The sequence below is a fragment of the Pseudomonas sp. LS2P72 genome (assembly GCF_054897865.1).
Map to the genome: position 1 here is coordinate 6261475 of NZ_CM142708.1, position 13434 is coordinate 6274908.

14 protein-coding genes are annotated in these 13434 nt (G+C 60.8%); all 14 read left to right on the top strand.

Translation table 11 applies throughout. From position 1 onward, the window contains the following. The first annotated feature begins 41 nt into the window (after positions 1-41). The 14 genes from ACYZUA_RS28695 (at position 42) to ureC (ending at position 13374) form a co-directional block, all read left to right on the top strand. On the top strand, positions 42-830 hold the full coding sequence (locus tag ACYZUA_RS28695; protein WP_461961521.1) for an ABC transporter ATP-binding protein: 789 nt from the start codon (positions 42-44) through the stop codon (positions 828-830). Next, positions 827-1774 carry an ABC transporter substrate-binding protein gene (locus ACYZUA_RS28700; RefSeq protein WP_461961522.1) on the top strand — a complete coding sequence of 316 codons (948 nt, stop codon included), beginning with the start codon at positions 827-829 and terminating at the stop codon, positions 1772-1774. Before ACYZUA_RS28695 ends, ACYZUA_RS28700 begins: the two co-directional genes overlap by 4 nt. Next, entirely contained in the window at positions 1771-2781 is a 1011-nt protein-coding gene (locus tag ACYZUA_RS28705; RefSeq protein ID WP_461961523.1) for a FecCD family ABC transporter permease, read from the top strand. The genes ACYZUA_RS28700 and ACYZUA_RS28705 overlap by 4 nt, the downstream gene beginning before the upstream one ends. Positions 2782-3100: 319 nt before the next feature. Next, positions 3101-4366, top strand: a complete 1266-nt coding sequence (gene urtA, locus ACYZUA_RS28710; protein WP_033055613.1) for an urea ABC transporter substrate-binding protein — start codon at positions 3101-3103, stop codon at positions 4364-4366. 165 nt (positions 4367-4531) lie between these two features. Beyond that, on the top strand, positions 4532-6034 hold the full coding sequence (gene urtB, locus ACYZUA_RS28715) for an urea ABC transporter permease subunit UrtB (protein WP_461961524.1): 1503 nt from the start codon (positions 4532-4534) through the stop codon (positions 6032-6034). Then, entirely contained in the window at positions 6034-7113 is a 1080-nt protein-coding gene (gene urtC, locus ACYZUA_RS28720) for an urea ABC transporter permease subunit UrtC (RefSeq protein ID WP_461961525.1), read from the top strand. Before urtB ends, urtC begins: the two co-directional genes overlap by 1 nt. Then, the gene (urtD, locus tag ACYZUA_RS28725) at positions 7110-7982 is read left to right on the top strand and encodes an urea ABC transporter ATP-binding protein UrtD (RefSeq protein ID WP_461961526.1); all 873 of its coding nucleotides are present in this window, start codon (positions 7110-7112) and stop codon (positions 7980-7982) included. The genes urtC and urtD overlap by 4 nt, the downstream gene beginning before the upstream one ends. Before the next feature lie 134 nt (positions 7983-8116). Beyond that, positions 8117-8815 carry an urea ABC transporter ATP-binding subunit UrtE gene (gene urtE / locus ACYZUA_RS28730; protein ID WP_033055608.1) on the top strand — a complete coding sequence of 233 codons (699 nt, stop codon included), beginning with the start codon at positions 8117-8119 and terminating at the stop codon, positions 8813-8815. 43 nt (positions 8816-8858) lie between these two features. After that, positions 8859-9698 (top strand): urease accessory protein UreD, encoded by an 840-nt coding sequence (locus ACYZUA_RS28735; RefSeq protein ID WP_461961527.1) that lies wholly within the window; start codon positions 8859-8861, stop codon positions 9696-9698. 142 nt (positions 9699-9840) lie between these two features. Continuing rightward, positions 9841-10143 carry an urease subunit gamma gene (gene ureA, locus ACYZUA_RS28740; protein WP_033055605.1) on the top strand — a complete coding sequence of 101 codons (303 nt, stop codon included), beginning with the start codon at positions 9841-9843 and terminating at the stop codon, positions 10141-10143. Positions 10144-10152: 9 nt separating this feature from the next. Beyond that, the gene (locus ACYZUA_RS28745; protein ID WP_461961528.1) at positions 10153-10686 is read left to right on the top strand and encodes a GNAT family N-acetyltransferase; all 534 of its coding nucleotides are present in this window, start codon (positions 10153-10155) and stop codon (positions 10684-10686) included. 6 nt (positions 10687-10692) lie between these two features. Then, a complete protein-coding gene (locus ACYZUA_RS28750; RefSeq protein ID WP_461961529.1) occupies positions 10693-11226 on the top strand; it encodes a GNAT family N-acetyltransferase in 534 nt (177 codons plus the stop codon). Then, positions 11226-11531: an urease subunit beta gene (locus ACYZUA_RS28755; RefSeq protein ID WP_102669228.1), complete on the top strand. Its 306-nt coding sequence runs from the start codon at positions 11226-11228 to the stop codon at positions 11529-11531. The genes ACYZUA_RS28750 and ACYZUA_RS28755 overlap by 1 nt, the downstream gene beginning before the upstream one ends. Positions 11532-11673: 142 nt before the next feature. Continuing rightward, complete coding sequence (ureC, locus tag ACYZUA_RS28760) at positions 11674-13374, top strand: urease subunit alpha (protein WP_461961530.1); 1701 nt, start codon at positions 11674-11676, stop codon at positions 13372-13374. Positions 13375-13434 lie beyond the last annotated feature (60 nt).

Consider the following 13434-nt stretch of genomic DNA (forward strand, 5'->3'; position numbering starts at 1 on the left):
GATGGCGTCATCCGCAACACCCAATATCTCAGAGTAGATGCATGACCTCGCTGAACCTCACGAATCTCGCCTGGACACCCCAGGGTCACGACCATTGCCATCACCAGTTCCAACTGCGTGATGCAACCTTGCACGTGGCCCCCGGTGAGTTCGTCGGTCTGATCGGCCCCAACGGCAGCGGTAAAACCAGTCTGTTGCGCTGTGCCTGGCGCTTCAGCAAACCCGAGGCCGGCGAGGTCAAGCTCGACCACCACAACGTCTGGAAGCAATCCTCACGCTGGTGCGCGCAACGCATCGCCGTGGTCCTGCAGGAATTCCCCGACGCCTTCGGGCTGACCGTCGATGAAGTCGTCGCGATGGGCCGCACGCCGCACAAAGGTCTGTTCGACGGCGACACCCTCGAAGACCGAAATCTCATCACCCAGGCTCTCGAATCAGTCGGCCTGAAAGGCTTCGAGGATCATGCCTTCGCCACCCTCTCCGGCGGTGAAAAACAGCGCGTGATCCTCGCCCGAGCCCTGTCTCAGCAACCGCAAATGCTGATCCTCGACGAGCCGACCAATCACCTCGACCCGCGCTATCAGCTCGAACTGCTGCAGCTGGTCAAACGCCTGAAGATCGGCACCCTGGCGAGCATCCATGACCTCAATCTGGCGGCGGCTTTCTGCGATCGGTTGTACGTGATCAATCACGGCCGTATCGTCGCCTGCGGCACACCCAAAGAAGTCCTGACCGCCCCACTGCTGCGCGACGTGTTCGGCGTCGAAGCGCTGATCGATGAACATCCCTTGCACGGCTACCCACGAATTACCTGGATAACCCAACCATGACTTTGCGTTCCCTGCTTTGCACCGTTCTATTGCTGGGCAATGCCCAAGCATTTGCCGAGGCCACTCACTACCCGTTGACCGTGCAGAGCTGCAACCGCGAAGTGACCTTCAAGCAAACGCCGAAACACGCGGTCAGCCACGACATCAACATGACCCAGATGATGCTCGCCCTGGGCCTCAAACCAAACATGGCCGGCTACAGCGGTGTGACCGGCTGGAAGTCGGTCACACCGCAGATGCAGACCATCCTCGATGGCTTGCCGGAGCTGGCAGCCAAGTACCCGTCGGTGGAAACCCTGCTCAACGCCAACGTCGATTTCTTCTTCGCCGGTTGGGATTACGGCATGCGCGTGGGCGGTGATCTCACGCCGCAAACGTTGCAGCCATTGGGCATCAATGTCTACGAGCTGACCGAGTCCTGCGCGTTCGTGATGAAGCGTCCGCCGGCCAGCCTGGAAGACACCTACAACGACCTGCGCAACCTCGGCAAAATCTTCGACGTGCAGGATCGCGCCAACGCCGTGATCGCCCAGATGCAGGCGCAAGTCGCCGAAGTGCGCAAGGATCTGCCGGCGGACAAACCTCGCGTGTTCCTCTATGACAGCGGTGAAGACCGCGCCATGACGTCCGGTCGCCTCGGTATGCCGCAAGCGCTGATCGATGCCGCTGGCGGGCGCAATATTCTGGATGACGTCGAATCGAGCTGGACGCGGGTCAACTGGGAGAACGTGGTCGAGCGCAATCCGCAGGTGATCGTGATCGTCGACTACGGCGAAGTCACCGCCGAACAGAAAGAGCAATTTCTGCTCAACAATAAGGCGCTGCAATCGGTGGACGCGATCAAGCATCAGCGCTTCATCGTGATTCCGTATGTGCAGGCCACGCCGGGGATCGACAACGTGCTGGCGGTTGAAACCCTGGCCAAGGGTTTCCACGGCGAATGATCAATCGTCGCTACGCTTTGTTGCTGGTGGCCCTCGGCGCGTTGTTGCTGATGTCGTGCGTGGTGTCGCTGGGCTTCGGTCCGGCGCGGGTGCCGGTGGACGTGGTGTGGCGGATTCTGTTGCACAGGATTTTCGGTTTCGGCGTGCCGGACTGGGCCGCCGGGCAGGAACATATCGTCTGGCTGATTCGCGTGCCGCGCATGCTGTTGGGTGCGTTGGTCGGTGCCGGGCTCGCGCTGATCGGTGCAGTGCTGCAAGCGGTGACACGCAATCCGCTGGCCGATCCGCACCTGCTTGGAGTCACCTCCGGCGCGACCCTCGGCGCGGTGATTGTGGTGCTGCATGTCGGTGAAATTGTCGGTCTGCTGACCTTGCCGATCGCGGCGTTTATCGGCGCGTTGCTGAGCATGCTGATCGTGCTGATGATCGCCAACCGCAACGGGCGGCTCGACAGTGATCGGCTGCTGTTGTGCGGCGTGGCGGTGTCGTTCGTGATGATGGCGATCGCCAATCTGCTGCTGTTTCTCGGCGATCACCGCGCGAGTTCGGCGGTGATGTTCTGGATGCTCGGCGGGCTCGGGTTGGCGCGTTGGGAGTTGCTGGCGGTGCCGGCGGCCAGCGTGTCGCTCGGGTTGGTGTTGTTACTGGGCATGGCGCGGCCGTTGAATGCATTGATGGCGGGCGAACAGACGGCCGTGACCCTCGGGCTCAATGCTCGTACCGTGCGGTTGCGGGTGTTTTTGATTGCTTCGCTGATGACTGGGGTGCTGGTGTCGATCAGTGGCTCCATCGGGTTTGTCGGGCTGATGGTGCCGCACATTGCGCGGCGCTTGGTCGGGGCGGAGCATCGGCGATTGCTGCCGGTGTGCGTGTTGTTGGGCAGCCTCTTTCTGGTCTGGGTCGACGTCGCCGCGCGAACCCTGATCGCCCCGGAAGACCTGCCCATCGGCGTCGCCACCGCCGCCATCGGAGGTCTGTTCTTCATCGGCCTCATGCGCCGCCGCTGAACCGCTGTAGGAGCAAAGCTTGCTCGCGATAGCGGTGTGTCAGTCACGGTGATGTTGAATGTACTGCCGCTATCGCGAGCAAGCTTTGCTCCTACAGGTCTTTGTTGTTCACAGTTCGTCGCGGCTGCGCCCCAATGTGGCGCACTTCTTCGCACCAACGCGCCAGGCGCGATCCTTCATGGTGCGTCGCACAAACCACGCAACCGCTCTAATACGACATTTCCCTGCCTTTTGCCGACCAGGCACAGCCCTTGCTAAAGACCCTTCAGTAGTCCGCATCTGCCACCAAGAAAACTCATAAGTTCATGGAGATCGCACAATGAAGCGTCGCAGCTTGATCAAGGCTTTCACACTATCGGCATCGATTGCCGCGATGGGCATGACCTGGAGCCTCCAGGCCGCCGAGACCATCAAGGTCGGTATCCTGCATTCGTTGTCCGGCACCATGGCGATCTCCGAAACGTCGCTCAAAGACATGGCGCTAATGACCATCGATGAGATCAACGCCAAGGGCGGCGTGAACGGCAAAATGCTGGAGCCTGTGGTGGTCGACCCGGCATCGAACTGGCCGTTGTTCGCTGAAAAGGGCCGTCAGTTGCTGACTCAGGACAAGGTCGCCGTGGTGTTCGGTTGCTGGACATCGGTGTCGCGTAAATCGGTGTTGCCGGTGTTCGAAGAGCTTAACGGCTTGCTGTTCTACCCGGTGCAGTACGAAGGCGAAGAGATGTCGCCGAACGTGTTCTACACCGGCGCCGCGCCGAACCAGCAAGCGATCCCGGCGGTGGAATACCTGATGAGCGAAGAAGGCGGCAGCGCCAAGCGTTACTTCCTGCTGGGCACCGACTACGTCTACCCGCGCACCACCAACAAGATCCTGCGTTCGTTCCTGCACTCCAAAGGTGTGGCGGACAAGGACATCGAAGAGGTCTACACCCCGTTCGGCCACAGCGACTATCAAACCATCGTGGCCAACATCAAGAAATTCTCGGCCGGTGGCAAGACAGCGGTCATCTCCACCGTCAACGGCGACTCCAACGTGCCGTTCTATAAAGAGCTGGCCAACCAGGGTTTGAAAGCCACCGACGTTCCGGTCGTGGCGTTCTCGGTCGGCGAAGAAGAGCTGCGCGGCATCGACACCAAACCGCTGGTGGGCAACCTCGCGGCATGGAATTACTTCGAATCGGTCGAGAACCCGGCGAACAAGAAGTTCGTTGCCGACTGGAAAGCCTACGCCAAGAAACACAACTTGCCGGGCGCCGACAAAGCAGTAACCAACGACCCGATGGAAGCCACGTACGTGGGCATTCACATGTGGGCGCAAGCGGCTGAGAAAGCCAAGTCCACTGACGTCGACAAAGTCCGCGAAGCCCTCGCCGGCCAGACCTTTGCCGCGCCGTCGGGTTACACGCTGACCATGGACAAGACCAACCACCACCTGCACAAACCGGTGATGATCGGCGAGATTCAGGCGGACGGTCAGTTCAACGTGGTGTGGCAGACCGAAGGGCCGATCCGTGCCGAGCCGTGGAGCCCGTTCATCTCGGGTAACGACAAGAAGCCGGATTATGCGGTGAAGAGCAACTAAAGCCACTAGGTGTCGGGACTGGGCATGTCGCTTGAGCCCGACGCAATCCCCTGTAGGAGTGAGCCTGCTCGCGATAGCGGTGGGTCAGACAATATAGCTGTTGATTGATAGACCGCTATCGCGAGCAGGCTCACTCCTACATATAGTCCGCGCAAGGCCTTAAATATGCCCACCGCCCTTTACCGCTATATCTTTGCACTCGTGCTTTTACTGCCCATGGCCGTACAGGCCGGCGACGCCGAAGACTTCGTCGCGGCCAATCCCGTGCAACAAGCAAAACTCCTGGAAGCCTGGGCCGCGCAGCCCGATCCGGCGCGCATCGAGCTGATCCACGCCCTGCAGCAAGGCGAGATGACCGTCGATGGCCAACCGAAAACCCTGCGCCTGAACAACCGCCTGCGCGGTCTGATCGACACCGCTATGGCCAGTCACCAATTGCTCGCCACCGACGCCAAAACCCGTCTGGCCGCCGCGCAGCAATTGCAGAAAAGCGCCAAACCGGCACAGTTGAAATTTCTCGACCAGCAACTGGCTGGCGAAAAAGATGAAAGCGTTCACGCCGCTTTGAGCCTGGCCCTGGCCAATCTGCAACTGGTGGACACCGACCCGGCCGTACGCTTCGCCGCTGTGCGTCTGCTCGGTGAAACCGGTGATCCGCTGGCTCGCACTCGACTCGAAAGCCTGCTGCAACCGGGTGTCGAAGCCGACGCTGGTGTACGCACCGCTGCTGAAACCAGCCTCGCTCAGGTCAAACGCAAACTACTGATTGGCGAGATCCTCGGCCAAGCCTTCAGCGGCATGTCTCTCGGTTCGATCCTGCTGCTTGCCGCACTCGGTCTGGCGATCACTTTCGGCCTGCTCAGCGTGATCAACATGGCCCACGGCGAGATGCTGATGCTCGGCGCGTACTCGACGTACGTGGTGCAGCTGATGTTCCAGCGCTTCGCCCCGCAAGCCATCGAGTTCTATCCGCTGATCGCCTTGCCGGTGGCGTTTTTCGTCACCGCCGCCATCGGTATGGCGCTGGAACGGACGGTGATTCGCCACCTCTACGGCCGCCCGCTGGAAACCCTGCTCGCCACGTGGGGCATCAGCCTGATGCTGATCCAGCTTGTGCGGTTGATGTTCGGTGCACAGAACGTTGAAGTGGCCAACCCGGCGTGGTTGTCGGGCGGAATTCAAGTGCTGCCCAACCTCGTGCTGCCGTACAACCGCATCGTGATCATCGCCTTCGCGCTGTTTGTAGTGGTGCTGACCTGGCTGCTGCTGAACAAGACGCGCCTGGGCCTGAACGTTCGCGCCGTTACCCAAAACCGCAACATGGCCGCGTGCTGCGGTGTGCCGACCGGACGCGTGGACATGCTCGCCTTCGGCCTCGGCTCCGGCATCGCTGGCCTTGGTGGCGTAGCCCTCAGCCAGATCGGCAACGTCGGCCCGGACCTCGGTCAGAGCTACATCATCGACTCGTTCCTGGTGGTGGTGCTCGGTGGCGTCGGCCAATTAGCCGGTAGTGTGCTCGCCGCGTTCGGCCTCGGTATTGCCAACAAAATTCTCGAACCGCAAATCGGTGCCGTGCTCGGCAAGATCCTGATCCTCGCGCTGATCATTCTGTTCATCCAGAAACGTCCGCAAGGCCTCTTCGCACTGAAAGGACGGGTGATCGACTGATGAACCAGCCCCTGATGCTCACGGCCACGCAAAAGGCCGGCCCCAAAATCACCATCGCGGTTGGCGCGGTGATTCTCGTTTTGCTGCTGACGTTGCCGCTGCTGTCGTTGCTATCGCCGGACAGTGCGCTTCACGTCTCGGCGTACACGCTGACGCTGGTGGGCAAGATTCTTTGCTACGCCATCGTTGCCCTGGCGCTGGATCTGGTCTGGGGTTACGCCGGTCTGCTGTCCCTGGGCCACGGACTGTTTTTCGCCCTCGGCGGTTATGCGATGGGCATGTACTTGATGCGCCAGGCTTCGGGCGATGGCTTGCCGGCGTTTATGACCTTCCTGTCGTGGACTGAATTACCGTGGTACTGGACCGGCACCAGCAGTTTCCTCTGGTCGATGTGTCTGGTGGTGCTGGCGCCAGGGTTGCTGGCGCTGGTGTTCGGCTTCTTCGCCTTCCGTTCGCGGATCAAGGGCGTGTATTTCTCGATCATGACCCAGGCCCTGACCTTCGCCGGAATGCTGCTGTTCTTCCGCAACGAAACCGGGTTTGGCGGCAACAACGGCTTCACCAACTTCCGCACCATTCTCGGCTTCGGCATCACTGAACCGGGGACTCGCGCCGTGCTGTTTTTCGCCACCGTGGTGTTGCTGGTGGCCAGCCTGTTTATTGGCTGGCGTCTGGCGCGAAGCAAGTTCGGTCGCGTGTTGACCGCCCTGCGGGATGCGGAAAACCGCCTGATGTTCTGCGGTTACGATCCGCGTGGTTTCAAGCTGTTTGTCTGGGTGTTGAGCGCGGTGTTGTGCGGCCTGGCCGGTGCGTTGTACGTGCCGCAAGTCGGGATCATCAACCCGAGTGAAATGTCGCCGACCAACTCCATCGAGGCCGCAGTCTGGGTGGCGCTGGGTGGTCGCGGCACGCTGATCGGCCCGCTGCTCGGCGCCGGCGTAGTCAACGGAATGAAGAGCTGGTTCACCGTGGCTTTCCCGGAATACTGGCTGTTCTTCCTCGGAGCGCTGTTCATCGTCGTGACCCTGTACCTGCCCAAAGGCGTGATCGGTCTGCTGAAAAAAAGGGGTGAACAATGAGAGTGACAGCGACGGCAGAATTCATGCTCGAACCGGCGTTTTTTCCACCACTGGAACCCAACAGAGACGCCGGCAGCAGCCGCGATGCCATCGGCCTCGGCCAGCGCGTCGGCCCAGGCCTGAACACCCGCCACGGCACCATCCTGACTCTGGAAGACATCAGCGTCAGCTTCGATGGTTTCAAGGCACTGAACGACTTGAATCTGTACATCGGCGTCGGCGAATTGCGCTGCATCATCGGCCCCAACGGCGCGGGCAAGACCACGCTGATGGACGTGATCACCGGCAAGACCCGGCCCAGCCACGGCAAGGCCTGGTTCGGTGAAACCCTCGACCTGACGCAGCTGAGCGAAGTGCAAATCGCCCAGGCCGGCATCGGTCGCAAATTCCAGAAGCCGACGGTGTTCGAAGCGCTCAGCGTGTTTGAAAACCTGGAGCTGGCGCAGAAAACCGACAAGTCGGTGTGGGCCAGCTTGCGGGCGCGCCTGAGTGGCGAACAGAAAGATCGCATCAGCGAAGTGCTGGAGACCATTCGCCTGACCACTTCGGTCAATCGTCCGGCGGGTTTGCTGTCTCACGGTCAGAAGCAGTTTCTGGAAATCGGCATGTTGCTGATGCAGGACCCGCAACTGCTGCTGCTCGACGAGCCGGTGGCGGGCATGACCGACGCCGAAACCGAATTCACCGCCGAACTGTTCAAGAGCCTGGCGGGCAAACATTCGTTGATGGTGGTTGAGCACGACATGGGCTTCGTCGGCTCCATCGCCGACCACGTCACCGTGTTGCACCAGGGCAGCGTGCTGGCCGAAGGGTCGCTGGAACAGGTGCAGGACAACGAACGCGTGATCGAGGTTTATCTCGGTCGCTGAACCTGCAAACACCTATCCAACTGTAGGAGTGAGCCTGCTCGCGATGACGGCGGGTCAGACAACACATCCGTTGATTGAAAGACCGCTATCGCGAGCAGGCTCGCTCCCACAGGGGATTTGAGGAGAGTTCAGACATGCTGCAAGTCGACAAGTTGCACCAGTATTACGGCGGAAGCCACATCCTGCGGGGCCTGACGTTTGACGTGAAAGTCGGCGAAGTCACCTGCCTGCTCGGACGCAACGGTGTGGGCAAGACCACCCTGCTCAAATGCCTGATGGGTTTGTTGCCGGCCAAAGAAGGCGCGGTGAACTGGGAAGGCAAACCGATCACCGCGTTCAAGCCACACCAGCGGGTTCATGCCGGAATCGCTTATGTACCTCAAGGCCGGGAAATTTTCGGCCGGCTGACCGTGGAAGAAAACCTGCTGATGGGCCTGTCGAGATTTCCCGGCGCTGAAGCCAAGGAAGTCCCGGCGTTCATCTACGAGCTGTTTCCGGTGCTGCTGCAGATGAAGCAACGGCGCGGGGGTGACTTGTCCGGTGGCCAACAGCAGCAATTGGCGATCGGCCGAGCGTTGGCCAGCCGTCCACGCTTGCTGATTCTCGACGAGCCCACCGAAGGCATCCAGCCATCGGTGATCAAGGAAATCGGCGCGGTGATCAAGAAGCTTGCGGCCCGTGGTGATATGGCGATTTTGCTGGTGGAGCAGTTCTACGATTTCGCCGCCGAACTGGCCGATCAGTACCTGGTGATGTCCCGGGGCGAAATAGTGCAACAGGGTCGCGGAGAAAATATGGAGGCCGAGGGTGTACGCGGTCTGGTTACGATATAAGGCTACGATCTAATCTGTAGCGTCCCAACGATAATTAGAAGCCATGAATTTACCTGTTCCCACTGCCGTGTTTACCCCCAGCTGGCACGCTGAGCTGGAACTCGGCTACGCCCGATTCGGCGACAGTACGCGCCCGGTTCAGCGCCGTCACAAAGGCCCGCTGCGGGTGCAGAAACACCTGTATGCCGAAGGGCCAGAAGTTTGCCAGCACATTATCGTGCACCCGCCGGGCGGGATTGCCGGGGGTGATCGGCTGGACATTTCGGCCAGTGTCGGCCGCGATGCCTGGGCGCAAATCACCAGCCCTGGCGCGGCCAAGTGGTACCGCGCGGCGGGGCCCGCTTACCAGAAACTCGACTTGAAAGTAGCCGCCGGCGCGACACTGGAATGGTTGCCACAAGAGACGATTATCTTCAGCGACGCCCAGGCGGAGCTCTGCACCTCGATTGATCTGGAAGGCGATGCGCAGGTGTTTTACTGGGATGTGGTGGCGCTGGGTCGCCCGGCCAGTGGCGAGCGTTTCGACCTCGGGCATTTTCAGGCGCAGTTGGACATCCGCCGCGACGGCCAGTTGCTCTGGCATGAACGCCAGCGCATTGTCGGGAGTGACGGTTTGCTTGATTCGCCGATTGGGCTGGATGGGCAACCGGTGTTTGCGACGTTGTTGGTGACCGGTGAGATTGATAGCGACTTACTGGAAAAATGCCGTTCACTGCCCCATGACGTGCGCGGAGATCTGACCCAGTTACCGGGGCTTTTAGTCGCACGATGTCTGGCCAGTGAAGCCCTGTTGGCCCGGGGCTGGTTGATCGATTTGTGGCGATTGCTCAGGCCGGCGTTGCTCGGCCGAGAAGCTGTCCCACCCAGAATATGGAGCACCTGAACGCCTATCCCCTGTAGGAGCATGGCTTGCCCGCGATGAACGATAACGCGGTATTCCAGTTAAACCGCGGCGCCCCCATCGCGGGCAAGCCATGCTCCTACAGGTTGAGTGACCTTTTAACTGCCGATATGGATTCCAAACGATGGACCTGACCCCACGCGAAAAAGACAAGCTGCTGATCTTCACCGCCGGCCTCGTGGCCGAGCGGCGTTTGGCGCGCGGCGTGAAACTCAACTACCCGGAAGCCATGGCCTACATTTCCGCAGCGCTGCTCGAAGGCGCCCGTGACGGCCGGACCGTGGCCGAGTTGATGCACTTCGGCACCACCCTGCTCAGCCGCGAACAAGTGATGGAAGGCATCCCGGAAATGATCCCGGAGATCCAGGTCGAAGCGACCTTTCCCGACGGCACCAAACTGGTCACCGTCCACCAACCGATCGCCTGAGGCCGCGCCATGACTTACCACATCCGCGATGCAGCGCATGCCGACCTGCCGGCGATCCGCGACATCTACAACGACGCCGTGCTCAACACCACGGCCATCTGGAACGAACAGGCCGTGGATCTGGGTAACCGCCAGGCCTGGTTCAGCGCCCGGCAATCCCAGGGTTATCCGATTCTGGTGATCGTCAACGGCGACAACTCGGTGCTGGGCTACGCTTCATTCGGTGACTGGCGCCCGTTCGACGGCTTCCGTCACACCGTCGAGCACTCGGTTTACGTGCGCAGCGACCAGCGTGGCAATGGTCTCGGCCCGCAATTGATGATCGCGTTGATCGAGCGCGCCAAAGGCTGCGACAAACATGTGATGGTCGCCGCCATCGAAAGCGGTAACGCCGCGTCTATTCGCCTGCATGAACGAGCCGGTTTTGTGACGACCGGCCAGATGCCTCAGGTGGGCACCAAGTTCGGTCGTTGGCTCGACCTGACTTTTATGCAACTGACCCTCAATCCTGGCGCGGAGCCGCCGACCGCCAACAAGGAGTAATTGCCCATGAACGCCGCCCAACTGCGCCGCGTCAATGTTGAAAGCTTTGCGCACTATCGTCAGGGTTTGATTGATCTGCTGCTCGACGCCGTCGGCTATGGCGCCAGCGTCGGGTTCATGGCCAATCTGGACGCCACCCAGGCCCGAGCCTATTTCGATGATGTCCAGGAGAACCTGAACAAGGGCAACGTGCTGCTGTGGGTGGTGGTCAAGGACGAGCAAGTGCAGGCCAGCGTGCAACTGACCCTGTGCCAGAAAGCCAACGGCCTGAACCGCGCCGAAGTGCAAAAACTGCTGGTGCGTGAACATGCACGTCGCCGGGGCCTGGGGCAGCAATTGATGAGTGCGCTGGAAACGGCCGCCCTCCAGCACAAACGCGGCATGCTCTACCTCGACACCGAGGCCGGCTCCCCTGCCGAAGACTTCTACAAGGCCCTGGGTTACACCCGCGCCGGCGAAATCCCCGACTATGCCTGCGACCCGAGCGGTCGCTACAGACCGACCGCCCTCTATTACAAGATTCTCCAGGGAGCCCATTGATGATTCCCGGTGAATACCAGATCCAGCCCGGTGAGATCGAACTCAACGTTGGCCGCCGCACCCTCAGCCTGAAGGTGGCCAACAGCGGCGACCGTCCGATCCAGGTCGGCTCGCACTATCACTTTTTCGAAACCAACGACGCCCTGACGTTCGACCGCGCCGCCAGCCGCGGTATGCGCCTGAACATCCCCGCCGGCACCGCCGTGCGCTTCGAGCCGGGACAGAGCCGCGAGGTCGAGTTGGTAGACTTGGCCGGGCATCGCCGGGTGTTCGGGTTTGCGGGGCGGATCATGGGTGACCTTTAAGTATTGCGGTGTCTGCACAGGCCCCATCGCGCCGCAAGCCTTGCTCCTACAGGAGATCGCGGTCACCTGTAGGAGCAGAGCTTGCTCGCGATAGCGAGCTATGCGAGCGGTCTCAAAATCAATTGAATCCCAAGGCGAACACATGAAGATTTCCCGTCAGGCCTACGCCGACATGTTCGGTCCCACCGTCGGTGACAAGGTCCGCCTGGCCGACACCGAACTGTGGATCGAAGTCGAAAAAGACTTCACCACCTACGGCGAAGAAGTGAAATTCGGCGGCGGTAAAGTCATCCGCGACGGCCAGGGTCAAAGCCAATTACTCGCCGCAGAAGTCGTCGACACCCTGATCACCAACGCGCTGATCATCGACCACTGGGGCATCGTCAAAGCCGATGTCGGCCTCAAGGACGGGCGCATCGCCGCCATCGGCAAGGCCGGCAACCCGGACATCCAGCCGAACGTGACCATTGCAGTCGGCGCCAGCACCGAAGTTATCGCCGGTGAAGGCATGATCCTCACCGCAGGCGGCATCGACACGCACATCCACTTCATCTGCCCGCAGCAGATCGAAGAAGCATTGATGAGCGGCGTCACCACCATGATCGGTGGCGGCACCGGCCCGGCCACGGGCACCAATGCAACCACCTGCACGTCCGGACCGTGGCACTTGGCGCGCATGCTCCAGGCCGCCGATGCGTTCCCAATGAACATTGGCTTCACCGGCAAGGGCAACGCCAGCCTGCCGGAACCGTTGATCGAGCAGGTCAAGGCCGGGGCCATCGGCCTGAAGCTGCACGAAGACTGGGGCACCACCCCGGCGAGCATCGACAACTGCCTGAACGTCGCCGACCAGTACGATGTACAAGTGGCGATCCACACCGACACCCTCAACGAGTCGGGTTTCGTCGAAACCACCCTCGCCGCGTTCAAGGGCCGCACCATTCACACCTATCACACCGAAGGTGCGGGCGGCGGTCATGCCCCGGACATCATCAGGGCCTGCGGCTTTGCCAACGTACTGCCGAGCTCGACCAACCCGACCCGGCCGTTCACCCGCAACACCATCGATGAACACCTCGACATGCTGATGGTCTGCCATCACCTGGACCCGAGCATTGCCGAAGACGTAGCGTTCGCCGAAAGCCGTATCCGTCGTGAAACCATCGCCGCCGAAGACATCCTTCACGACCTCGGCGCGTTCTCGATGATCAGCTCCGACAGCCAGGCCATGGGCCGCGTTGGCGAAGTCATCACGCGCACCTGGCAAACCGCCGACAAGATGAAAAAACAGCGCGGCCCGCTGCCCGGTGATGGCGAAGGCAACGACAACTTCCGCGCCAAACGCTACATCGCCAAGTACACGATCAACCCGGCAATCACCCACGGCATCAGCCATGAAGTGGGCTCGGTCGAAGTGGGTAAATGGGCCGATCTGGTGCTCTGGCGCCCGGCGTTTTTCGGGGTCAAACCAACGCTGATCCTCAAGGGCGGCGCCATCGCCGCCAGCCTGATGGGCGATGCCAACGCGTCGATCCCAACACCGCAACCGGTGCATTACCGTCCGATGTTCGCCAGTTACGGTGGTTCGCTGCAGGCCACCAGCCTGACCTTTATCAGCCAGGCGGCTTCGGATGCCGGGTTGCCCGAAGCACTGGGTTTGAAAAAGAAAATCGCCGTGGTCAAAGGTTGCCGTGACGTGCAGAAAACCGACCTGATACACAATGATTACCTGCCGAACATCGACGTCGATCCGCAGACTTATCAGGTCAAGGCTGACGGTGTTTTGCTGTGGTGTGAACCGGCGGATGTGTTGCCGATGGCGCAGCGCTATTTCCTGTTCTGACGCCTCAAGCGTACAAAAGCCCCGAGTGCACCATGCGGCACTCGGGGCTGAGACGTTCAG